This window comes from Xanthomonas sp. NCPPB 3174, assembly GCF_056725205.1.
In genome coordinates this window covers 413090-434461 of the sequence record NZ_CM161517.1, presented here as the reverse complement: position 1 = coordinate 434461, position 21372 = coordinate 413090, and the positions used below count along the sequence as shown (strand labels likewise).

Below are 21372 nucleotides of genomic sequence, written 5' to 3'. Positions count from 1 at the left end.
CTCCAACAGAATCGGGACCGCGCCGGCGGCGGGCGGCGCCGCGGCCGCCAGCGGCGCACGCGTCGCGCGCTGCCAGGCGCCGGGACAGCGGCAACGCTAGTTTTATCGCACTGCACCATTCAAGTGCGAATATCGATTCGCGGTGCGTTTATCGCACAATCGGCACTGCCGACCGCGCCGCAAGGCCAGGTGCATGGCGCTATGCGGCGGCGGCCTTGCGCGCGATCAGCCGATGCACGCGCTTGCCGGAGGAGGCGCTGACCACCTCGTGGTCGTCGAGCACCTGCACGCCGGCGCCCAGCGCCGCACGCATCCGCGCCGCATCCAGCACGGTATACAGGCGGCCATGCGCATCGCGCGGCGCGTCGTTTCCGGCCACCCGCCAGCTCAGGTACAAGGTGCCCTCCGGCATCAGCAGCTCGGTCAGCCGCGCGGCGGCGGCGGCCGCGTCCGCCTGGTCGAGATGCATCACCACCGTTTCGCACAGCACGTTGCGAAACGCGCCGGACGCGACGCCAGCCAGTGCCGGCAACGCGGCCAGTTCGAATCGCAGGCCGCGGTAGCGCCGCCGCGCCTCCTCGAGCAGCCCGGCGCTCGCATCGTAGCCGCACACCTCGAAACCGCGCGCTGCGAGCCAGGCCGTATCGCGCCCCGCGCCACAGCCGACGTCGGCGGTCGGCCCCGGCACGAAATGCCGCCGGAGCAGTGCGTACATGTCCTCGGGCGCGGCCTGGTCGCGCCAGTCCTGCGCATAGCGCGCGGCATCGGCGTCGTAGGCAGCGACGGTCGGGCGGTCCACCATGGCGATTGCTCCGCGACGGCGTCGCACGACGCCCGGCGTAGCTTAGTCCTTGCGTGCGACACGCGTCGGGGGACGCGCCCGCGGCGGCCGGCCCGAGCGACCACGCTATCATCGGCGTCCGCGTGGCCGCCGGCCGCCCACCGCCGGAGAGCGCCGTGTCCCCGATCCGCCCCTACCTCGACAAGACCCCGCAGTTGGGCGAGCGCGTCTATGTGGACCCGGCCTGCACGCTGATCGGCGACGTGGTGCTGGAGGACGACGTGTCGGTGTGGCCGGGCACGGTGATCCGCGGCGACGTCAATCATGTGCGCATCGGCGCGCGCAGCAACATCCAGGACGGCACCATCATCCACGTCAGCCACCACAGCCCCTACAACGCGGCCGGCTACCCGACCCTGATCGGCGCGGACGTGACCGTGGGCCACGGCACCATCATCCATGCCTGCACCATCGAGGACCTGTGCCTGATCGGCATGGGCGCGTGCATCCTCGACGGCGCCACGGTGAAGAAATACGGCTTCGTCGGCGCCGGCGCGGTGGTCGGGCCCGGCAAGACCGTCGGCGAGGGCGAGCTGTGGCTGGGCAACCCGGCGCGCAAGGCGCGCATGCTCAGCGACAAGGAGATCGAGAGCCTGCACTACTCGGCGCAGCACTATGTGCGGCTGAAGGACCGTTACCTGGCCGCGGCCGCGGCAGCGCCGCAGTAGCCTGCACCACTACTCGGCCGCCAACGCCAGCAAGGCACGGCCGATCGGACGCGGCGTCTCGCTGCGCAGCACCACGCTGGTGGTCACCGCGCCAAAACGCGCCAGGGCGTCGATGACCGGCTCCAGCTGCGCCGGCGCGGGCACCAGCACGCGCAGCACGAAGCAGTCCTCGCCGGTGACCCGATGCACGTCCAGCACCTGCGGCATCTGCGCGAACAGCGCCAGGCACGCGCCGATCTGCGCATGAGTGGTGCGCAGGCGGACGATGGCCGAGGTCGCCAGGCCCAGCGCGCGCGGATCGACCCGGGCGGTATAGCCGGTGATCACCCCCTGCTCCTCAAGCCGGCGCACACGCTCGGACATCGCCGGCTGCGACAGGCCGATGCGCCGCCCCAGCGCCGCCAGGGCAATGCGGCCGTCGCACTGCAGCGCCTCCAGGATCGCGTAATCCAGGGCATCGCCCCGCCAGGTCTTCGCCGCCACTCGCCTCGCCCCCTTCGCCATGCACCGTGGATTCATCGGAAAACCGTCGCTTGCGCCGATGCATCGCCATGGCGATGCCAGGCAGGCGGCGCGACACTCACGCTTTCTTCCGACGGAGCGTAGCGCATGCAGGACGTGGTGATCGTGCCGGGCATCGGCGACTCGGGACCGGAGCACTGGCAAACCCTCTGGCAGCGGCACGACCCGCGCATGCGCCGGCTGCAACCGGCGTCGTTCGCGCATCCGCAACTGCACGACTGGCTGCGCGCGCTCGACCACTGCGTGCAGCACTGCGCCACGCCGCCGCTGCTGGTCGCGCACAGCCTGGGTTGCCTGCTGGTCGCGCATTGGGCCGCGCGTGCCGAACGCCTGCCGCGCGGCGCCTTCCTGGTCGCGGTGCCCGATCCGGACAGTGCCGCGTTCCCGCATGCGCAGGCGGCCAGCTTCGTCCCGGCGCCGACAACGCCGCTGCCGTTTCCCAGCCTGATCGTGGCCAGCAGCGACGATCCCTACGCGGCACCGTCCTACAGCCGCCGCTGCGCAGCCGCCTGGGGCAGCGGACTGGTGGAACTCGACCGCCTGGGACACCTCAATGCCGCCAGCGGCCTGGGCGCATGGCCGCACGGCGCGCACGTGCTGGCCGCCTTCGACGCCGGCCTCGGACCCGCACCGGCCTCGCCCGCCTGAGCGCTGCCGACGCCTCCCCGGCAGGACGCCGCGCGACGCCGTGGAGGGGGAAAAAGCGCGCGCGCGACTGGCGCGCTTCCTGCGCCTGCGCGACACTATGCGTCTCTGGCGTGGGGACGCCACCGAACGAATGGAATCGCAGATGCTCAAGATCTCGCTGCGCGGCCTGCTGGCCGCTTTTTGCTGTGCGCTGTGCGTCAGCGCCGTCCCGGCGCTGGCCCAGGACAGCGGCCCGGACATGACCGCCGAGCAGTTCGTCGGCACGCTGCATTTCCGCGACGGGCACATCGAGGTTCCGCAGGCCAAGGTGCATTTCGACCTCGGCCCGGAATTCCGCTACCTGGACAAGACCGATGCGCGGCGGGTGCTGGAGAGCTACTGGGGCAACCCGCCCGACGACGACGTGCTGGGCCTGATCGTGCCGCGCCGGCCGGCGCTCGACGAGAAGGGCAGTTGGGCGGTGGTGGTTACCTATTCCGATGACGGCTACGTGTCCGACGAGGACGCCAGCAAGATCGACTACCAGGCCATGCTCAAGGACATGCAGGAGGCCACCCGCGAGGAGAACGCGCAGCGCAAGAAGGCCGGTTACGAGCAGGTCGACCTGGTCGGCTGGGCGGTGCCGCCGCGCTACGACACCGGCAGCAAGAAGCTGTACTGGGCGCGCGAGCTGGCGTTCGCGGGCGAGCGCGAGCACACCCTCAACTACGACATCCGCGTGCTCGGCCGGCATGGCTACCTCAGCCTCAATGCGGTCTCGGGCATGGGCGAACTGGCGCAGGTGCGCGCGGGCATGCAGCAGTTGCTGCCGATGGCCGAGTTCGACAGCGGCGCCCGCTATGCCGACCACAACCCGTCCACCGACAAGATCGCCAGCTACGGCCTGGCTACCCTGATCGGCGGCGGCCTGGCGGCCAAGGCCGGCCTGTTCGCCAAACTCGGCCTGCTGCTGGCCAAGGCCTGGAAGCTGGTGCTGGTCGGCCTGATGGGCCTGGTCGCCGGCGTGCGCAAGCTGTTCGGCGGACGCCAGCGCGACGGCGGCACGGTGCGCTGACCGGCACCGCCGTCACGCTGGGCAATTCACGCCACCCCGGCTAAAGTTCCGTGTCGGAGCAGGACGCAGTCGAGAGCAGCATGCCGCCACAGGCAGCCGGCCGAACGGAAGGACGGCCCCCCCACATCGCAGGCGTCAGTGTCCGCCGCACCATGCGGCGGCGGTAAGGGGCATGCTCGATACCTATCGCGAAGTCGTCACCCCCGAAGGCGTGCCGCTGCATCTGCCGGCCGCCGGCGCGGTGCCGCGCGCGCTGGCCTGGCTGATCGACCTGGCGCTGCGCTTCGCCCTGCTCGCCGCCATGGGCATGCTCCTCGGCCTGCTCGGCGGCCTCGGCCAGGGCCTGTACCTGGTGGCGATGTTCCTGGTGTTCTGGGCCTACCCGATCGTGCTGGAGGGCTGGCGCGGCCAGACCCTGGGCAAGCAGGCGCTGGGCCTGCGCGTGGTGGCGCGCAACGGCGCGCCGGTGGGGTGGATGGCGGCGATCACCCGCAACCTGCTGCGCACCGTGGACATGCTGCCGTTCGGCTACGCCGTCGGCCTGATCGCCTGCCTGTTCGATGCCCATTCGCGGCGCCTGGGCGACCTGGTCGCCGGCACGCTGGTGGTGCACCAGCCGCCGCGCGAGGACGAGGCGTTGCCGCCGATCGCCAGCGCCCTCGCGCCGCCGCGGCCGCTGCTGCCGGCCGAACAGGCCGCGCTGATCGCCTTCGCCGAGCGCGCGCCGCGGCTCACCCCGGAGCGGCAGCTGGAACTGGCCGCGCTGGCGCAGCCGCTGACCGACACGCCGGGCCAGGCCGGGGTGCTGCGCCTGTACGCGATGGCCAACTGGTTGCTGGGCCGCCGATGAAACAGGAACAGTTCGTCCTCCGCCATCAGCACGAGTGGCAGGCGTTCGAAGCCTGGCTGCAGCGCAGCGGCAGCGCGCGCAAGCCGGCGCCGACCGCCGCCGACACGCCCAGCGATGCCACGGCCGCGGTCGCGCCGCCGCATCCGCAGCAGCCGCCGCCGCTGGCCGACGAGGACGTGCCGGCGCGCTACCGGCGCCTGTGCCAGCAGCAGGCGCTGGCGTGCAAGCGCGGCTACAGCCCGCAGGTCACCGCGCGCCTGCAGCACCTCATGCAGCAGGGCCACACCGTCCTGTACCGGGCGCCGCGTCCGCGCTGGCGGCGCGCGGCGGAATTCCTGTTCGCCGAATTCCCGCAGGTGGTGCGCAGCCAGGCCGGCTACATGGCCGCGGCCACCGCGCTGTTCGTGGTGCCGCTGGTGACCATCTTCGTGCTGCTGCAGTTCCGTCCGGAACTGATCCACGGGCTGATGGATCCGATGCAGGTCAGCCAGATCGAGCGCATGTACGACCCGGCTGCCAGCGCGCAGAAGCTCGGCCGCGACAGCGGCACCGATTGGCAGATGTTCGGCCACTACATCATGAACAACATCAGCATCGGTCTGCGCACCTTCGCCAGCGGCCTGCTGGCGGGATTGGGCACGGTGCTGGTGCTGCTGTTCAACGGCATCACCATCGGCGCGGTGGCCGGGCACCTGCACCAGATCGGCTACGGCGTCACCTTCTGGCGCTTCGTCGCCGGGCATGCGCCGTTCGAACTGACCGCGATCGTGATCGCCGGCGGCGCCGGCCTGCAGCTGGGCCTGAAGGTGCTGGCGCCGGGACGGCGGCGACGCATCGATGCGCTGGTCGAAGGCGGCAAGATCGGCGCACGGCTGTGCCTGGGCGTGGCCGCGATGCTGCTGGTGGCCGCCTTCATCGAGGCGTTCTGGTCGTCCATCGCGACCGTGCCGGCGTGGATCAAGTACAGCGTGTCGGCGCTGCTGTGGACGCTGGTGCTGACGTGGCTGTGGCGCGGCGGCCGCGGCCGGGTGGAGGCCATCGATGCGGATTGAGCGCCTGGACGTGGTGCTGCGCGCGCGCTCGGCCTGGGAAGCGATGGAACTGGGCACCGCGCTGGTCCGCCGCCACGCCGGGGCGATCTGGAAGCCATGGGTGCTGGTCACCCTGCCCCTGTGCGTCGTGCTCAACCTCGGCGCCTGGGCGATCGACCGGCTGTGGCTGGCGCCGCTGTTGCTGTGGTGGCTCAAGCCGGTGCTGGACCGGATCCCGCTGTTCGTGATCTCGCGCGCGGTGTTCGGCGACGTGCCCCGCGTGCGCGACACCCTGCGCGCGCAGGGCGCCTGGGGCTGGCGCACGCTGCTCGGCTACCTGACCTGGCGCCGGCTGAGCCCGGCACGCAGCGTGTTCATGCCGCTGGAGTTGCTGGAAGGCGCCAGCGCCGACCAGCAGCGCGAGCGCCGCCGCACCCTGGGCGGGGCCATCTACGGCCATGCGCTGCTGCTGGCCAGCGTGTGCTGGCATTTCGAGGCGATGCTATGCGTGGCCTGCATCGCCACGATCTTCATGTTCGTGCCCATCGACCTGCTGCCGGAAACCGCGCGCGCGGCCTGGGCGCTGATCGGCGACCAGACGCCGGCATGGGCCGACATCGGCTTCAACGTCATCGGCTGGCTGGCGATGACCCTGATCGAACCGTTCTTCGTCGGTGCCGGCTTCGGCCTGTACCTCAACCGGCGTACCCAGCTCGAAGCCTGGGACGTGGAGATGGCGCTGCGCCGGATGGCCGCGCGCCTGCGCGGCGCCGCGCCGCTGCTCCTGCTGTGCGTGGCCCTGCTCGCCGCGCCGGCCGCGGCGCTGCGTGCGCAACCGGTGGCCGACGACGCGGCAACGCAGACCGCGGCGGCGCAGGATGCGCCCGCCGACGGCACGCGCGACGGCGATGGCGAGGCCGACACCGCGGCGGACACCGAGGCGGACGGCGACACCGACGCAAACGCCGAGACCGGCGACAAGGCAGCGGCCGCGCCCGCCGCCGACAGCCACCACCACACCGCCGCGCACCCGGTCCCGCTGGACGAAGTGTTCGACACCGAGCCCGCCGCCGATGCGCGCTTCGCCCGCGCCGCCGACCGTGCCTACGCCGACCCGCTGCTGACCGCCAAGCGCACCATCGGCTACTGGAAGAAGCGCAATCCCGACGAATCGCCCAAGCCGGACGACAAGCAGCAAGACCTCACCCCGTTCGGCAAATGGATCGAGGCCGCGGCCAAGGCCATCGCCTTCGTCGGCCGCTGGGGCATGTGGCTGCTGGCGGGGATCCTGCTGCTGGTGCTGCTGCTCACCGCCAGGCACTGGCTGCCGTGGATGCGCGGCACCGGGCGCCGCCGCGCGACGACGCCCACGGCGCCGGAGCATGCGCCGGTGCTGGCACCGCAACCGCTGCCCGACGACGTGGCGACGGTGGCACGACGCGCCTGGCGCGAGGGTCGCCATCGCGATGCGCTGGCGCTGCTGTACCGGGCCAGCGTGGCGACGCTTTGCGAACGCGCCGACCTGGTGCTGCCGCCCAGCGCCACCGAGGCGCAGTGCCTGCGCGCCGCGCAACGCCTGCCCGACGACGCCGACCGCGGCCTGTTCGCACGCATGGTGCGGGTGTGGCAACACGCGGCCTATGCCGGCCGGCTGCCGGAGGACGATGCCTTCGACGCGCTGGTCGACGAGCTGCAGCGCCAGTTCCGGTGGCAGGCATGAACAGCGGCACGCGCAATGCGCTGATCTTCCTCGTCGGCCTGCTGCTGGTCAGCGTCGGCGCGGCCTGGTTCTTCGGCCGCTACGAACGCGCCGAGCGGGAGATCGTGCTGCCGCCGCGCGGCGAGGCCGCCTACAACCCGCTGTACGCGCTGCGCCAGACCCTGCGCGCCGACGGCGTGCGCGCCGAGTCGCGGCAACGCCTGGACCTGGCGGCGATGCGCCTGCGCCCGCACGACAGTGTGGTGCTGTACGGCGACCCGCGCATGCTCGGCAAGGCCGATGGCGACGCCCTGCTGGACTGGGTGGAGCACGGCGGGCATCTGGTGCTGCGCACGCCCACCGTCGAGGTCAAGCGCGGCGACGTGCCGATCCTGGAAGCGCTGGACATCACCGTCGAGGCAAGCAGCCCGGACGACTGCCTGGTGATGGCCGTACCGGGCGCGGCGCCGCAGAAGGTGTTCTGCGGTGGCCGCCGCTTCCACATCGATCCGGACACGCCCGACAACTGGTGGAGCGGCGAGAACGACGACTTCGTGTTTGCGCGCGTGCCCTACGGCGACGGCAGCGTGGACGTGCTGTCGGAGCTGGATTTCCTCGAGAACCAGGACAACCGGCTCGGCAGGATGTTCGAGGGTTCGCCGATGGAGAACGACCCGATGCTGCGCAGCGGCGGGTTGCGCGAGGCCGGCAACCGCCTGCTGGCGCGGCAGGTGCTGGGGCCGAACTACGGCCAGGGCACCATCCACCTGATCTATTCGGCCGAACTGCCGTCGCTGTGGCGCACCCTGTTCACCCGCGGCTGGCCGGCTTGGCTGCCGGCGCTGCTGATCCTGCTCGCCTGGCTGTGGTCGCGCATGCAACGCTTCGGGCCGCTGCGCGCCGCGCCGGCCGAGGACCGCCGTTCGCTGCTGGAACACGTGCGTGCCAGCGGCGAGCACCTGCTGCGCTTCGGCCGCGCCGACCTGCTGCACGCGGCGGTGCGCGAGGCGTTCCTGGCGCGGCTGCGCCGGCGCGCACCGCTCGCCGCCGCGCTGGAGGGCCCGGCCCAGGCCGCCGCCATCGCCGACCGCCTGCAACTGCCGGTGGCGCAGGTCGAACAGGCGCTGCAGCCGCCGCCGCCCAATCAACCCGCCGCCTTGCGCGAGCGCATCCGCCTCCTCGTCCAGATGAGAAATCAGTTATGACCACCGCCCCCTCCGACGCCGTCGCGCCGCTCGCCGGCCCTGCCCTGATCGAACGCGCCGAGGCGATCCGCGCCGCGGTCGGCCACGCCTTCATCGGCCAACCGGAGGTGCTGGAGCAGATCCTGATCGCGCTGCTGGCCGGCGGCCATGTGCTGATCGAGGGCGTGCCCGGCCTCGGCAAGACCCTGCTGGTGCGCGCGCTGGCGCAGGCGCTGGAACTGAACTACGCACGCGTGCAGTTCACCCCGGACCTGATGCCCAGCGACGTCAGCGGCCATGCCGTGTACGACCCCAAGACCGAGAGCTTCAAGATCCGCCGCGGCCCGGTGTTCACCCACCTGCTGCTGGCCGACGAGATCAACCGCGCCCCGGCCAAGACCCAGTCGGCGCTGCTGGAAGTGATGCAGGAAGGCCAGGTCACCATCGAAGGCACGGCCTTCCCGCTGGCGCCGCCGTTCCTGGCCCTGGCCACGCAGAATCCGGTGGAGCAGGAAGGCACCTATCCGTTGCCGGAAGCGCAGCTGGACCGCTTCCTGCTGAAGATCCTGATCGACTACCCGCAACTGGAGGACGAGGCGCGCATGGTCGCCGCGGTCACCAGCGGCCGCAGCGCCGGCGACTTCGACCTGTCGCAGGTGCCGCGTGTGCTCGGCGCCGAGGACGTGGTGGCGATGCAGGCCGGCACTGCCGCCATCGCGGTTGACCCGCAGGTGATCGACTACGCCGTGCGCATCGTCGCCGCCACCCGCCGCTGGCCCGGCATTGCGCTCGGCGCCGGCCCGCGCGGCAGCATCGCCCTGGTCCGCGCGGCGCGCGCGCAGGCGGTGCTGTCCGGCCGCGACTTCGTCATCCCCGACGACATCCGCGACGTGGCCAAGCCGGCCCTGCGCCACCGCATCGCCCTGGCCCCGGAACTGCAGATCGAAGGCCAGAGCGCCGACGACGCCCTCAGTGCGCTGCTGGCCAAGGTGGAGGCGCCGCGGAAATGAGCGGGGATTGGGGAGTCGGGATTGGGGATTGGCAACAGCGGAGCGCTGCGGCGGCGCGTGTCGTTGACCGCATCGCAGCGCCTTGGTTGATCCGCTGTACCGCGCTTCCTGTAACCCGACGCCGCCTCACCACCACGCGGCGCCGCAGACGCCATTGCGCGCCTTTACGAATCCCCAATCCCCAATCCCCAATCCCGGCCGCCCGATGAGACCCGCCCCGCTCCTGCTGGCCTTGCTCGCGCTGTGGGCGCTGTGCGGCCTGGCCGTGGCGCTGGGCTGGCTGCCGCTGTGGAGCTGGCAGGCGGTGGCGGCGGGCATCGCGCTGGCCGCGGCGCTGGATGCCTGGCGGCTGTGGCGGCGGCCGACGCCGCAGGTGCGCCGCGAGCTACCCGAAGCGCTGCCGCTGGGCGTGCAGCGCGAGGTGGTGCTGCACCTGGACAGCGCGCAGCGCCAGCGCGTGGACCTGTTCGACCTGGTGCCCAGCGGCTGGGAACTGCAGGGCCTGCCACAGCGCATGACCCTGCCCGCCGCGCATCAGACCCAGGTGCGCTACCAACTGCGCCCGACCGCGCGCGGCCGCTTCGTCTTCGACGGCACCCACCTGCGCCTGCATGCGCCCTGGCGCCTGTGGCGGCAGCAACGCCTGGCCGGGCCGGCGCAGACCGTGCGCGTGTACCCGAACTTCGCGCCGCTGACCCGCTTCGCCCTGTTCAGCGCCGAACAGGCCTCGCGCCTGGTCGGCGCGCACCTGAAGCGGCGCCGCGGCGAAGGCACCGACTTCCACCAGATGCGCGAGTACCGGGTCGGCGACAGCCTGCGCCAGATCGACTGGAAGGCCACCTCGCGGGCGCGCAAGCTGATCTCGCGCGAGTATCAGGACGAGAAGAACCAGCAGTTGCTGATGCTGATCGACACCGGGCGGCGGATGCTGGCCAGCGAATCCGGCCTGTCGCACTTCGACCATGTGCTCAACGCGGCGCTGGTGGTGTCGTACCTGGCGCTGCGCCAGGGCGATGCGGTGGGCATGATGGCCAGCGGCGGCGACGCGCGCTGGGTGGCGCCGCAGCGCGGCATGGCCACGGTCGACGTGCTGCTGCGCGCCAGCTACGACCTGCAGCCGCAGCCGGTGGCCACCGACTACCTGGCCGCGGCCACCGAACTGTCGCTGCGCCAGCGCCGCCGCGCGCTGGTGATGCTGGTCAGCAACGTGCGCGACGAGGACATCGAAGACCTGCTGGCCGCGGTGCGCCTGCTGCAGCGCCGCCACCTGGTATGCGTGGCCAGCCTGCGCGAGCGCGAACTGGACCAGGCGCTGAGCGAGGAAGTCCACGACCTGCCGCAGGCGGTGCAGGCTGGCGCGGTGGCGCGCTACCTGCAGCAACGCAGCGCCGCGCACGAGGCGCTGCGCAGCCACGGGGTGATGGTGCTCGACGTCACCGGCGAGGAACTGCCCGCCGCCCTGATCGAGCGCTACCTGGCGGTGAAGCGCGACGGCTTGCTGTAGCGAGCAACCGCGGCGGCGGCGCCGCAGCGCTCGATCGCGCGTGCCGTCGGCGCAAACACTGCCTCATTGGCAATGCTGCAACAGCTTCTCCAATTCTGCCGCGGCCACGGCGGCAGGAACCTTGCTCTTGATCAGGTCATAGCAGGCCATGGTCGATATGCCGCTCGCCAAACGCTGCGCGGCCACGCCGGTCGAGAACATCTTGCCCAGCCCAATCGACGCGGAGCCGCTGCCATTCGCCGTGCTTGTGCCATCGAAGCTGCCAAAGACCGAATAGGAGTCGCCCAGATTGCTGCGCGCGATCTTCGCGTTGGCGGACTTGAGAATGGCTTCCTGCAACTCTGCGGCTTTCTGCTTGCTCGCATATTCTGCCGCCACGGCGGCGGCGTTCTGCCGCAGGTCACTCTCGCTCTGAGCGAAACCCGCGAGAATCGCCTGATCGTCAGCAGTGGGCGCGAGCGCGTCCATGGCGCTCTTCGCGGCACTTACGTCCGCCTCGTCGACCGTGGCCGGGCTGCCCGCCGCTGCCTGGAGCGAGGCCCATTTCAGTTTCGCCTGATCGTATGCGCTTTGCCGCTTGGCGGCTGCACTGTAGCTTTCGCGCAGTTGCTTGAGCTTGCTATCGGCCTCGATCATCGCCTGCTTCGCCAGCGTCTCCTCCGACAGCGCCCTCGCATAGTCTGTCGATGCCTTCTTGGCGACTTCGATCCGCGCGTCTTCGCTGGTCCCGTCCGCATCCGAATCGCCCTCTCTGGCGACGCCGGAGATCACCAACAGCTCGTACCCTTTCTTGCTGCAGTCGGCCCCGGCGGCGCCCTCGTTGCACTTTCTTGCAACCGCCACCGGCACGTACGCCGCATCGATCTGTTTGTAGCCCAGGTTCATCGAAATGCCTGGGTTCTCGGTGGATGCCGTGGAGACATCGACACCGAACGTCGTCTTCGACGCATACACCAACGGCGCCTGCTCCAGATGCGCGCAGCCGCCCAACAGCAGAAGAGAGAAACAAGCCAGAGACGTTTTCATCGTGACACCTCCTGTGATTCGACGCAGACCTGCGACATATCGCCACCGCCGGCCTGCAGGATCGCAAGCAAGCGGCGGACCTCGGCTTCGGTATTGGAAATCAGCACGATGCGGCATGCGTCCGCAGCAGGGGGAGCATAAATCGCGGTTTCGGCGTGCCAGCCCACCGCCCATGCGTGTGGGGTCTGAGAAATTCCCAGACCTTGCGAGTGGATCGCCACAGGTGCCAAGCCTGCTGTTGCGATGCGCGCGCCAAACAGGCCGCGCACGACCACTTCGTCTTGCGCGGTGGCGACCGTCACCACCGCGCACGCGCTACAGTTGACGATGACGCACGCAAGCAGCGCCAGCACTTTGGCGCGAGTACGACATGCAGACATGCTGGCCCCTGCAGCACTCCCCGGAGTCGATCTTCGTCAGCCGGGCAAGACCAGTCAATCGTGACGCGGACCACGCTGTAGACATTTGCATGCAGTACGCGTGGCGCGACGTCGCCGGCCCGCTTTCCGGCGGAGGCTGAAATCCCTGACGCCGCCGCTACGTTGCCGCCGCAGGCACCGGCGGCAACTGCGCGCTGGTCTGCTGCAGGCGCTGCAGGGTCCGCAGCATCAGCGGCCGATGCCGCGCCAGCTTCATCCACGCCGGCAATCGCGCCACCATCGAGCGCCCGAACAGGCCGCGGCGTTCGCGCAGCGTCGCCGCCACGTAGTCCTGCAACTCCTGCAGATGGCGCGGGTTGTAGGCCCACAGCACGCCGGCGCGGGTCGGCGCGACCAGCGCCAGCGGCATGCCGAAATGCGGATCGTGGGGCGAGCCGTCGCGCACGCGCCGCGGCTGCACCGCCACCGCACAGTCCTTGCGACACGACGCGCAGCGGCCGGGCAAGGTCTTGGGCGGCGGTACAGCGGCGGCCGACGCTGCGCAGACATGCACCCACTGATGCCCGCAGTGGCCGCAGGCCCGGCGGCCGACCAACTGCACCATTCCCACCCAGTCGTCCGCCGCGCTGTCCAACGCAGCGCTGCACTGCCCGCAACGGAAGCGTGCCTGCCAGCGATACGGCTCCCACTGCGCCAGCACCCAGCCCGGCGTGCCGCAACGATGGCAGCGCACTGCGACCTGGTCGGCGTAATCGACCAAGCGCACGCCGAGGTTTCGATGCCGACGCGGCGCGTCAGGCGACGTCGTGTCGGCGCGCGAAACAGACTCACGCATACAGCACACCCGGCCGCGCCTCCTCGACGATGGCATGCGGCAGGAACCGCGCGCTGTCGCGGGTGATCGGGCCATCGTCCTCGCGAATGCCGATGCCGCAAGCGCGGTCGCCGACGATCCAACTGCCGACCATCGGGTAGCGGCCCTCGAACGCCGGCAGCGGATGTGCCTGCTGGCGGATGTAGGGCCCGGCATAGGGGCCGTCGCTCTCCAGCACCCGGCCATCGTCCAGGTGCAGCACGATGTTGGCGCCCTCGCGCGAATGCAGCGGCTTGCGTACCCAGCCTGGCGGCAACGTGGTGCCGTCGTCGAACGCGGCTGGCAGCAGGTTCGGGTGGCCGCGATGGCGCTCCCACAGCAGCGGCAGGATGCCCTTGTTGCTGAGCAGCGCCTTCCACGGCGGCTCCAGCAGGCGCAGGCCCGAGCCCGGCAGGGCCTGGCCGAAGCGCTCGGCGAACATGTCCTCCAGCGGGTACAGCTTGAACAGCGCGCCGATCACCGTGTCGTCCAGATCGGTGTAGCGGCCGTCGCTGGACAGGCCGATGTCCTCGATGGCGATCAGCTCGCCGCCGACGCCGGCCTGCATTGCGCAGTCGCGCAGGTAGGCGATCGTGCCCTGGTCCTCTTCCGAATCGCGCACCGCGGCGAAGTACAGCGGCGGCGGCAGGCCGCCGGCGAGCGCGGCGAAGCGCTCCAGCAAGGCCTCGTGGATGGAGTTGAACTGGTCGGCGTCGTCCGGCAGGCGGCCCTGCGCGCGCTGATCCTCCAGCCACTGCCATTGGAAGAACGCCGACTCGAACAGCGAGGTCGGCGTGTCGTAGTTCAGTTCGTACAGCTTGGCCGGGCCGCGGCCGTCGTAGGCCAGGTCCAGGCGCCCGTACAGATGCGGCTCGCGGCGACGCCAGCTGTCGGCGATCCAGTCGCGGAACGCCGGCGGGATCGCCAGCCGCTGCATCAGCGCCTCGCTGGCGACGATTTCGTCGAGCAGGCCCATCGCCATCGCGTGCAGTTCGGCGCTGGGATCTTCCAGATCGCGCTCGATCTGGCGCAGGCTGAACGCGTAGTAGGCGCGCTCATCCCAGTAGCGCTGGCCGTCGATGGTGTGGAAGCGGAAACCGTACTCCGCGGCCTGGGCGCGCCAGTCGCCGCGCTCGACGATCGCGATGCGTTTCATGCGGGGTCTCGTGCGATGGGGAAAAAGCCGGACTCAGCTGCCGAAGCCGCGCCCGCCGGCGGATTCGCCGAAACCGCCGCGGCTGACGGTGACGGCACGGTTCGGCGTGGCGCCGATATGGGTCATGGTCTGGTTGCCGCGCAGCATCGTGGCGCTGCTCACCGCACCGGCGCCGCCGGAATAGGACGCCGGCCGCTGCCACTGGTTCTGCCGGTCCTGGTAGGCGGGTGCCGCATTGAAACCGGCAGCGCGGTTGTTGTTGAGCATCTGCGACAGGAAGAAGCCGGTCATTATCGGCCCGATGAAGGAGTGGCCGTGGCTGTCGCGCTGCTCCACGCAGCGATCCTGCGCATAGTCCTGCGCGCACTGCTCGCGGCTGGCGTACTTGGGCCCCTGCTCGGCCGCCTGCTTCTGCGCCTGCGCGAAGGCCTCGCGGCAGGTGGCGATGTCGTGGGTCTGCGCCACGCAGGCATCCACCGAGGTGTAGAGACCTTCCTGGGCCTTGGCTTCCGGCTCGCGCCCGCAGGCGGTGAACAGCAATGGTGCCGCGCTCATCAGCAACAACGCGGTCGTCTTTGACCTTTTCATGGCAACGTCTTCCTGAGTCCAGCCACGATGATGCCCGGTTCCGCCGGCCGCGGAAACCCGCGGCCGGCGGTTGGACGTCACCGCTGACGCACGCGCGACGCGTCAGCTCGTCGGCGGCGGCGGCACGTAGCTGGACAGGCGCGCGTCGAAATACGGCTGCACCGCGGCGATGTTGGACTTGACCTGGATGTCCATGCCAACGTCGCGGCTCATGCCCAGCACGTCGTTGTCCGGCCAGCCGGGCCCGAAGCACCATTGCGTGCTGGGGATGTTGTTGGCCTGCAGGTGCGCGAGCATGCGCTTGGTCGCCAATTCCGCGCTGGCGTTGCCCGCCGGATAGCCGTGCTCGCCGAGAAAGCCGCGCTTGCCTCTGTGTCCCAGCCAGTCGATGAACGGCTTGACCATCTCGATGCCGGTGTCCGGCGCAACGTTCTCATTGGGATTGGCCCAGGCGCCACCGCCTTGGCCCTCGTTGTCGAGGTAGTTGTGCGCCTCATAGACGATGCGATCGTACGGGTCGGGGATCGTGTCCAGGTTGTTGGACACCTTGTCCCACAGGCGCGCGCTGGCGTACTGATTGCCGCAGACGAACACGTAATGCGACCGGTCGAAATCGAAGATGCGCGCCGCAGTGGCGGTGGCGGTGCGCAGCCAGTGATCGGCCATCACCAGCTTGCTGCCGTCGGCGTTGTACTCCGGCCCCTCGTAAGGCTCGTTCATCAGGCCCCAGCCGAAGATCGCCGGATGCGAGCGGAAGCGCTGCACGATGCGGCTCCACAGATCCGGCAGGCCGGCAGCGTTGTACAGCGTGCAGCCCGGCGTTCCGATCACGCGGTACTCGTAGAGCTTGAGCAGGTTGTCGGCCGGATCGAAATAGCCCAGGTACAGGAAATTGCCCTTGCGGCAGGTCCCGTTCCACACCGCCTGGTCGGCGGGGTCGGTGACCACGCGCCCATCCGGTCCGATCAACTGCCCGGACCCATCGCGCCGGTAACCGGACTTGCTCGCGACCTTGATCGGCAGGCGCATGTAGTCGTGCAGCTCCAGGATCGCCACCTTGCCGCGCAGCGCGAGCCGATTCAGCACTTTCTCGACCTGGTCGCAGTACGTGGCGTTGAGCGGCATGCCCTGGCCGGTGCTGAAGCGTGCGGCGGTGGTGGGCAGGCGGAACAGCGGGCAGGCGCCGGCGGCGACGATGTGCTGGTCGCTGATGTCGCGGTAGTTCCGGTCGATGATGGCGTTGTCGACGAAGTTGTTGGACGCCAGCCCGGACAGATTGAGGCCCGCGAACGGCAGCGTGCCCGCGGCGCGGGCCTGGCCGCCGAGGCCCCACAGCGCGGCGCCGGCGGCGATGCCGACACCGGCGCGCAGCACGCTGCGGCGGCCCGGATCGGCCGGGGTGGAAACAAGGGACGGGGTGGGGGAGGAAACAGCGGAAGACGACGAACGCACATGCCGAAGCATGGACACCTCCTGTGGTCATGATGGGCGAGCCGGGCCTACGCCCCCTGACGCACCGGCCACCGCAGTCTGCCAAGCGTGTGCGGGCAGGTCTGCGAACCGCTTCTCACTCCTGGCCGGCGCGCGGTGGCGCCAGCGTGCGTGCTAACGTGGTTGGCCCACCCGGTGGATGCCCAGGACGGTTGCAGCAGCAACGATCCGATCGCGCCACCATCGCCAGCCTCCCCGCCCGCTCGTTCGCTGCTCCCATGCCCGACTATCGCTCCAAGACCTCCACCCACGGCCGCAACATGGCCGGCGCCCGCGCGCTGTGGCGCGCCACCGGCATGCAGGACGCCGACTTCCACAAGCCGATCATCGCCATCGCCAATTCCTTCACCCAGTTCGTGCCCGGCCACGTGCACCTGAAGGATCTCGGGCAACTGGTCGCGCGCGAGATCGAGCGCGTCGGCGGCGTTGCCAAGGAGTTCGACACCATCGCCGTGGACGACGGCATCGCCATGGGCCACGACGGCATGCTGTATTCGCTGCCTAGCCGCGAGATCATCGCCGACTCGGTCGAGTACATGGTCAACGCGCACTGCGCCGACGCGCTGGTGTGCATCTCCAACTGCGACAAGATCACCCCCGGCATGCTGATGGCCGCGCTGCGCCTCAACATCCCCACCGTGTTCGTCTCCGGCGGGCCGATGGAAGCCGGCAAGACCAAGCTCGCCGACCACAATCTGGACCTGATCGACGCGATGGTGATCGCCGCCGATCCCACCGCCTCCGACGAGAAAGTGGCCGCGTTCGAGCGCAGCGCCTGCCCCACCTGCGGCTCCTGCTCGGGCATGTTCACCGCCAACTCGATGAACTGCCTGACCGAAGCGCTGGGCCTGGCCCTGCCCGGTAACGGCACCGTGGTGGCCACCCACGCCGACCGCGAGCAACTGTTCCTCAAGGCCGGCCGCACCGCGGTGGAACTGTGCCACCGCTGGTACGGCGCCGAAGACCCGCGCGCGCTGCCGCGCGGCATCGCCACCTTCGAAGCGTTCGAGAACGCGATGACCCTGGACATCGCGATGGGCGGCTCCACCAATACCATCCTGCACCTGCTCGCCGCCGCGCAGGAAGCCGAAGTGCCGTTCACCCTGCGCGACATCGACCGCCTGTCCAAGCGCGTGCCGCAACTGTGCAAGGTGGCGCCGAACACGCAGAAGTACCACATCGAGGACGTGCACCGCGCCGGCGGCATCGTCGCCATCCTCGGCGAACTGGCGCGCGGCGGCCTGCTGCATACCGACCAGGCCACCGTGCACAGCCGCACCCTGGCCGACGCCATCGCGCAGTGGGACATCACCCAGAGCGACGACCCCGCGGTGCAGACCTTCTACCAGGCCGGGCCGGCCGGTATCCCCACCCAGGTCGCCTTCAGCCAGGCCACGCGCTGGCCGAGCCTGGACGCCGACCGCGCCAGCGGCTGCATCCGCGACGTCGCCCACGCCTACTCGCAGGAGGGCGGGCTGGCGGTGCTGTACGGCAACATCGCCGAGGACGGCTGCGTGGTGAAGACCGCGGGCGTGGACGAATCCATCCACGTGTTCGAGGGCAACGCCAAGGTGTTCGAAAGCCAGGACGCCGCGGTGAAGGGCATCCTCGCCGACGACGTCAAGGCTGGCGACGTCGTGGTGATCCGCTACGAAGGCCCCAAGGGCGGCCCCGGCATGCAGGAAATGCTGTACCCGACCTCGTACCTGAAGTCCAAGGGCCTGGGCAAGCAATGCGCGCTGCTCACCGACGGCCGCTTCTCCGGCGGCACCTCCGGCCTGTCGATCGGCCACGCCTCGCCCGAAGCGGCAGCGGGCGGCGCCATCGGCCTGGTTCGCGACGGCGACCGCATCCGCATCGACATCCCCCAACGCCGCATCGACCTGCTGGTCTCCGACGCAGAACTGGCCACGCGCCGCACCGAACAGGACACCCGCGGCTGGAAGCCGGCCGAGCCGCGCCCGCGCAAGGTCAGTACGGCGTTGAAGGCGTATGCGCTGCTGGCGACCAGTGCGGACAAGGGGGCGGTGCGAAACAAGGCGATGTTGGAGGGGTGAGGCGTTGTCGTGATGGCCGCGGATTGCCGCGGTCTTCATGGCGCCCAGGTACTGCATTGTGGGAGGGACTTCAGTCCCGACGCGTGACCGCAAACGCCCACGGCTATGCTGCTTTTCTGGACACCACGGCGTATGCGGAGGATCTGCGCGGCGTACCCCATCCGCGCTGAATGCTGTTCACCATTGACTAGGATGAAGCGCCCCATCCAGCCAACAGACATTTGCTCGGTACGCAGGCTGTAATGCCGAAGCCGCAACCGGCCACGCACCTGCTCCAGCAACCTCGGCGAAGGACGCGCCCGTTACGCCGTCATCGTCATGGGTGTAACTCATACGCCAGCTCGAACGTCAGATAACGTAGCCAGCGTTGGCGCACGGAGCCGAGGCCACCATCCGGCAAGTCATTGATGCAGGCAAGGAGTTTCCCGCTTTGCAGACGTCTGGCGTTGGTGGATACTTGGAGCATCACCGCTTTTGGACGGTCCAATAGCAGTTAGACGCCGCACTCAATGAGACCGGACGAGCCGCTTCAATATCCGAGCCACTATCCACCCACCGATAGGTGGCAGAGATTCTTCATAGGCGTTAGATGGCTTGGTCCGGATTTGTCCTTCTTCAAGCAGCTGTCGGCCCAACAAAGATTTCGTACGTCCGAGTTGCTGGGCCAGTGGGGCGGCGGCACTCGGCAGCAAGCAGCAACTGAGATCAGTGCAATTCTTGCCCGGCACCTACGCTGGCACAGCCCCTACTTCCTGCCTGGCGATAATGTAGGCGCCATTGCTGGCGGTCCGCGGTTCAACTCCATTGACGGAGACCTCGACGCTGAGAATGCAATTGGTGAGATCGAGGAGCACCTTGGCGTCACAATGCCTAAGTCGTTCTGGTGGACCTCCGGCTCGTCTACTCTGGGCGAGATAGTTGACCAACTGTTGGCGGCAGGGGCGGCGCCTAACAATTCATTCAAGCCGAAACCGCTTCGCGGCGCGACTTAACTCAGGCGTTAGGTGCTACGGAAACATAGAATGACCTTCAATCACTCCTTCATTTCCTCATTGTGTGCACCCTTGCTGCTTTCCGGCTGCTCGCATACCCCAATCGCAACCTCAGACTCCTATGCTGAGGCCGAGCGTTACATCATCGATTGTTCTCGGGATTGGGCAGAGTCCGTCGTTACGGGAGATCGGTCAAAGCGCAAAATTTATTTTGCAGATGACTTCATCGGTACGGATACAAAGGGCAGGAGATACGATAAATCTCAGGTCACGCGTGAGACTGGCCCAGCCAAGCAAATCGCTTCCAATACACTCCACGACGTGAGCGTTAGATTCTTCGGAAACACCGCGATCGCTCATGGCAGCGAGACATGGACTCGTAAGGATGGCTCTACTGGCCAGTACGTCTGGACCGACATCTGGGTCAAACGGGACGGCCGGTGGCAAGTAGTCGCCGCACAAGACGCAGCCGCAGCCGCAGCCGCAGATGGTGCTACCCCGTAATGGTGGCACCTAACAATTCATTCAAGCCGACGCCGCTTCGCAGCGCAGCTTAACTAAGGTGTTAGATGCAAAACTCGCCCCTAGGCATACAAGACCACTACAACATGGATGATTCAGAAGAGTACCCAAGCCGCGAAGAATTCCTAGGTTCACTGTGGAGCGAAATCATCAATTCGCCGATGCAGGAACTCTGGATCGACAATGCAATCAATACATCACAGCAGCAGCCCGATGGTCCATTCGGGGACGTCGGCCCTGTCCTGGAACGATTGCTTTTTTTGGGAGCATCGAGGCGCGACCTGTCCCTCGTCTATCGCATGGCATCCTATGAGGCCGTATTCGACACCCTCTATAAAATGGCTGATCCAGGGATCAAACCAGATGGCGCGGCCATGCTTTTTGAGGACCTGCTTGGGTCGGACCCATCGGGTTTGGACGCTGGACCTGGTTCAGCGCCAGAGAAGAACGCCTAACAATCGATGCAAATCTTCCGCACCACTTGCAGCGACAGGCTAACGCTTGCCCTCCAACAAACGCCGATCGCCGCAGCACATGCCTCCAGTCGATCAACTTGTCAGTGACGTTAGCGACTTGCTTGGCTTGGTCACGGACGTCAAGGTGTTGAGAACCCGCGTTTCTGCAGATACCGCGATCTTGGAGATTGTGAGTGATAGCCCGAGCGCGACGCTCGCAGTCCAGTTGCTTTGTGCGGCTGCAAATGTGTCCTTTGAGCCCAATGTCAGTTCCGATGATTCCGTCCTCTCCGGCATGACTGCCTGGGATATCGCGGCCGATACTCGAGGATTCGACCCAGTTCAGCATGGCTACCTGCAGTTGCTGGCCATCCATCTCGTCTGGCATCTCCATGACAGCGGCGTGATGCCCGCGCAGGCGGCAAATGCGCTCTTGGACATGTGGCATGGTGGCCGGGTTGGCGCCCAACAAGCTATCGAGACGGCGCCGCTTTGCGGCGAGGACCACATAAGGGTTGAGCACCAATGGCAGACATCACGACAGCGAAAGCCATGTTGAGGCGCTACTCTCTGACGCTACTCGCAGTCATTTTGATCTGCACGTCCTGCGCCTCGCAACCGAGGGTTGACGCAGCGCACTGCAAAGCTCAGGGCGGGCGCATACAGGGCGTCGGCCTGTTCGCTACGCCGGGCTGTGTCGTCCCGTTTTCGGATGGCGGAATGGCGTGCCAGGACAGCCAGGAATGCAAAGGGGTGTGCAAGGCGTCACCGGATGCCAAGCTTGGAGCCAGGGCCAGCGGAACATGCCAAGCAGATACGCACGATATCTACGGCTGCTACA

Annotated in this window: 21 protein-coding genes; 13 read left to right on the top strand and 8 right to left on the bottom strand. The window is 68.7% G+C overall.

Annotated elements, in window-relative coordinates; translation table 11 throughout:
* Positions 1 to 199 precede the first annotated feature (199 nt).
* Positions 200 to 802, bottom strand: a complete 603-nt coding sequence (locus tag AC1PK7_RS02040) for a class I SAM-dependent methyltransferase (RefSeq protein ID WP_481099700.1) — start codon at positions 800 to 802, stop codon at positions 200 to 202.
* Between the two features lie 155 nt (positions 803 to 957).
* On the opposite strand from AC1PK7_RS02040, the gene AC1PK7_RS02035 reads away from it, so the two are divergent.
* Positions 958 to 1509 carry a gamma carbonic anhydrase family protein gene (locus AC1PK7_RS02035; protein WP_481099699.1) on the top strand — a complete coding sequence of 184 codons (552 nt, stop codon included), beginning with the start codon at positions 958 to 960 and terminating at the stop codon, positions 1507 to 1509.
* 9 nt (positions 1510 to 1518) lie between these two features.
* Here the strand turns inward: AC1PK7_RS02035 and AC1PK7_RS02030 are convergent, their stop codons facing one another.
* Positions 1519 to 2013, bottom strand: coding sequence for an Lrp/AsnC family transcriptional regulator (locus AC1PK7_RS02030; protein WP_029561733.1), 495 nt, complete (start codon positions 2011 to 2013; stop codon positions 1519 to 1521).
* 105 nt (positions 2014 to 2118) lie between these two features.
* Between AC1PK7_RS02030 and AC1PK7_RS02025 the strand changes: the two genes are divergently transcribed.
* From AC1PK7_RS02025 to AC1PK7_RS01990, 8 genes are all read left to right on the top strand, one after another.
* Positions 2119 to 2679 carry an RBBP9/YdeN family alpha/beta hydrolase gene (locus tag AC1PK7_RS02025; RefSeq protein ID WP_481099698.1) on the top strand — a complete coding sequence of 187 codons (561 nt, stop codon included), beginning with the start codon at positions 2119 to 2121 and terminating at the stop codon, positions 2677 to 2679.
* Positions 2680 to 2809: 130 nt separating this feature from the next.
* The gene (locus tag AC1PK7_RS02020; protein WP_481099697.1) at positions 2810 to 3733 is read left to right on the top strand and encodes a DUF2167 domain-containing protein; all 924 of its coding nucleotides are present in this window, start codon (positions 2810 to 2812) and stop codon (positions 3731 to 3733) included.
* 172 nt (positions 3734 to 3905) lie between these two features.
* On the top strand, positions 3906 to 4583 hold the full coding sequence (locus AC1PK7_RS02015; protein WP_371184358.1) for an RDD family protein: 678 nt from the start codon (positions 3906 to 3908) through the stop codon (positions 4581 to 4583).
* Positions 4580 to 5635 (top strand): stage II sporulation protein M, encoded by a 1056-nt coding sequence (locus AC1PK7_RS02010; protein WP_481099696.1) that lies wholly within the window; start codon positions 4580 to 4582, stop codon positions 5633 to 5635. Before AC1PK7_RS02015 ends, AC1PK7_RS02010 begins: the two co-directional genes overlap by 4 nt.
* Complete coding sequence (locus AC1PK7_RS02005) at positions 5625 to 7334, top strand: DUF4129 domain-containing protein (RefSeq protein ID WP_481099695.1); 1710 nt, start codon at positions 5625 to 5627, stop codon at positions 7332 to 7334. Before AC1PK7_RS02010 ends, AC1PK7_RS02005 begins: the two co-directional genes overlap by 11 nt.
* Entirely contained in the window at positions 7331 to 8518 is a 1188-nt protein-coding gene (locus AC1PK7_RS02000; protein ID WP_481099694.1) for a DUF4350 domain-containing protein, read from the top strand. The genes AC1PK7_RS02005 and AC1PK7_RS02000 overlap by 4 nt, the downstream gene beginning before the upstream one ends.
* On the top strand, positions 8515 to 9507 hold the full coding sequence (locus tag AC1PK7_RS01995) for an AAA family ATPase (RefSeq protein WP_010340348.1): 993 nt from the start codon (positions 8515 to 8517) through the stop codon (positions 9505 to 9507). Before AC1PK7_RS02000 ends, AC1PK7_RS01995 begins: the two co-directional genes overlap by 4 nt.
* A gap of 205 nt (positions 9508 to 9712) precedes the next feature.
* Entirely contained in the window at positions 9713 to 11011 is a 1299-nt protein-coding gene (locus tag AC1PK7_RS01990) for a DUF58 domain-containing protein (protein ID WP_481099693.1), read from the top strand.
* 63 nt (positions 11012 to 11074) lie between these two features.
* On the opposite strand, the gene AC1PK7_RS01985 is transcribed toward AC1PK7_RS01990, so the two are convergent.
* The 6 genes from AC1PK7_RS01985 to AC1PK7_RS01960 all read right to left on the bottom strand — a co-directional run bounded on the left by AC1PK7_RS01985 (position 11075) and on the right by AC1PK7_RS01960 (position 16478).
* A complete protein-coding gene (locus AC1PK7_RS01985) occupies positions 11075 to 12037 on the bottom strand; it encodes a hypothetical protein (RefSeq protein WP_481099692.1) in 963 nt (320 codons plus the stop codon).
* Positions 12034 to 12417, bottom strand: a complete 384-nt coding sequence (locus AC1PK7_RS01980; RefSeq protein ID WP_371184353.1) for a hypothetical protein — start codon at positions 12415 to 12417, stop codon at positions 12034 to 12036. The genes AC1PK7_RS01985 and AC1PK7_RS01980 overlap by 4 nt, the downstream gene beginning before the upstream one ends.
* Positions 12418 to 12574: 157 nt before the next feature.
* A complete protein-coding gene (locus tag AC1PK7_RS01975) occupies positions 12575 to 13177 on the bottom strand; it encodes a hypothetical protein (RefSeq protein WP_481100825.1) in 603 nt (200 codons plus the stop codon).
* A 67-nt stretch (positions 13178 to 13244) separates the two neighbouring features.
* Entirely contained in the window at positions 13245 to 14426 is a 1182-nt protein-coding gene (locus tag AC1PK7_RS01970; RefSeq protein WP_481099691.1) for a glutathionylspermidine synthase family protein, read from the bottom strand.
* 33 nt (positions 14427 to 14459) lie between these two features.
* Complete coding sequence (locus tag AC1PK7_RS01965; RefSeq protein WP_481099690.1) at positions 14460 to 15014, bottom strand: DUF1190 domain-containing protein; 555 nt, start codon at positions 15012 to 15014, stop codon at positions 14460 to 14462.
* Positions 15015 to 15116: 102 nt separating this feature from the next.
* Complete coding sequence (locus AC1PK7_RS01960; protein WP_481099689.1) at positions 15117 to 16478, bottom strand: glycoside hydrolase family 5 protein; 1362 nt, start codon at positions 16476 to 16478, stop codon at positions 15117 to 15119.
* 245 nt (positions 16479 to 16723) lie between these two features.
* Between AC1PK7_RS01960 and ilvD the strand changes: the two genes are divergently transcribed.
* The 4 genes from ilvD (at position 16724) to AC1PK7_RS01940 (ending at position 21090) form a co-directional block, all read left to right on the top strand.
* The gene (gene ilvD, locus AC1PK7_RS01955) at positions 16724 to 18562 is read left to right on the top strand and encodes a dihydroxy-acid dehydratase (RefSeq protein ID WP_481099688.1); all 1839 of its coding nucleotides are present in this window, start codon (positions 16724 to 16726) and stop codon (positions 18560 to 18562) included.
* 1022 nt (positions 18563 to 19584) lie between these two features.
* Positions 19585 to 20058 carry a nuclear transport factor 2 family protein gene (locus AC1PK7_RS01950; RefSeq protein WP_481099687.1) on the top strand — a complete coding sequence of 158 codons (474 nt, stop codon included), beginning with the start codon at positions 19585 to 19587 and terminating at the stop codon, positions 20056 to 20058.
* 65 nt (positions 20059 to 20123) lie between these two features.
* Positions 20124 to 20531: a hypothetical protein gene (locus AC1PK7_RS01945; RefSeq protein ID WP_420008681.1), complete on the top strand. Its 408-nt coding sequence runs from the start codon at positions 20124 to 20126 to the stop codon at positions 20529 to 20531.
* A gap of 46 nt (positions 20532 to 20577) precedes the next feature.
* Positions 20578 to 21090, top strand: coding sequence for a hypothetical protein (locus tag AC1PK7_RS01940; RefSeq protein WP_481099686.1), 513 nt, complete (start codon positions 20578 to 20580; stop codon positions 21088 to 21090).
* The last annotated feature ends 282 nt before the right edge of the window (positions 21091 to 21372 follow it).

Bases quoted from the DNA above. Each gene is read 5' to 3' on its own strand.
- AC1PK7_RS02040 (WP_481099700.1), bottom strand. From the start codon at position 802: ATGGTGGACCGCCCGACCGTCGCTGCCTACGACGCCGATGCCGCGCGC.
- AC1PK7_RS02030 (WP_029561733.1), bottom strand. From the start codon at position 2,013: ATGGCGAAGGGGGCGAGGCGAGTGGCGGCGAAGACCTGGCGGGGCGAT.
- AC1PK7_RS02025 (WP_481099698.1), top strand. From the start codon at position 2,119: ATGCAGGACGTGGTGATCGTGCCGGGCATCGGCGACTCGGGACCGGAG.
- AC1PK7_RS02020 (WP_481099697.1), top strand. From the start codon at position 2,810: ATGGAATCGCAGATGCTCAAGATCTCGCTGCGCGGCCTGCTGGCCGCT.
- AC1PK7_RS02015 (WP_371184358.1), top strand. From the start codon at position 3,906: ATGCTCGATACCTATCGCGAAGTCGTCACCCCCGAAGGCGTGCCGCTG.
- AC1PK7_RS02010 (WP_481099696.1), top strand. From the start codon at position 4,580: ATGAAACAGGAACAGTTCGTCCTCCGCCATCAGCACGAGTGGCAGGCG.
- AC1PK7_RS02005 (WP_481099695.1), top strand. From the start codon at position 5,625: ATGCGGATTGAGCGCCTGGACGTGGTGCTGCGCGCGCGCTCGGCCTGG.
- AC1PK7_RS02000 (WP_481099694.1), top strand. From the start codon at position 7,331: ATGAACAGCGGCACGCGCAATGCGCTGATCTTCCTCGTCGGCCTGCTG.
- AC1PK7_RS01995 (WP_010340348.1), top strand. From the start codon at position 8,515: ATGACCACCGCCCCCTCCGACGCCGTCGCGCCGCTCGCCGGCCCTGCC.
- AC1PK7_RS01990 (WP_481099693.1), top strand. From the start codon at position 9,713: ATGAGACCCGCCCCGCTCCTGCTGGCCTTGCTCGCGCTGTGGGCGCTG.
- AC1PK7_RS01985 (WP_481099692.1), bottom strand. From the start codon at position 12,037: ATGAAAACGTCTCTGGCTTGTTTCTCTCTTCTGCTGTTGGGCGGCTGC.
- AC1PK7_RS01980 (WP_371184353.1), bottom strand. From the start codon at position 12,417: ATGTCTGCATGTCGTACTCGCGCCAAAGTGCTGGCGCTGCTTGCGTGC.
- AC1PK7_RS01970 (WP_481099691.1), bottom strand. From the start codon at position 14,426: ATGAAACGCATCGCGATCGTCGAGCGCGGCGACTGGCGCGCCCAGGCC.
- AC1PK7_RS01965 (WP_481099690.1), bottom strand. From the start codon at position 15,014: ATGAAAAGGTCAAAGACGACCGCGTTGTTGCTGATGAGCGCGGCACCA.
- AC1PK7_RS01960 (WP_481099689.1), bottom strand. From the start codon at position 16,478: ATGCTTCGGCATGTGCGTTCGTCGTCTTCCGCTGTTTCCTCCCCCACC.
- ilvD (WP_481099688.1), top strand. From the start codon at position 16,724: ATGCCCGACTATCGCTCCAAGACCTCCACCCACGGCCGCAACATGGCC.
- AC1PK7_RS01950 (WP_481099687.1), top strand. From the start codon at position 19,585: ATGACCTTCAATCACTCCTTCATTTCCTCATTGTGTGCACCCTTGCTG.
- AC1PK7_RS01945 (WP_420008681.1), top strand. From the start codon at position 20,124: ATGCAAAACTCGCCCCTAGGCATACAAGACCACTACAACATGGATGAT.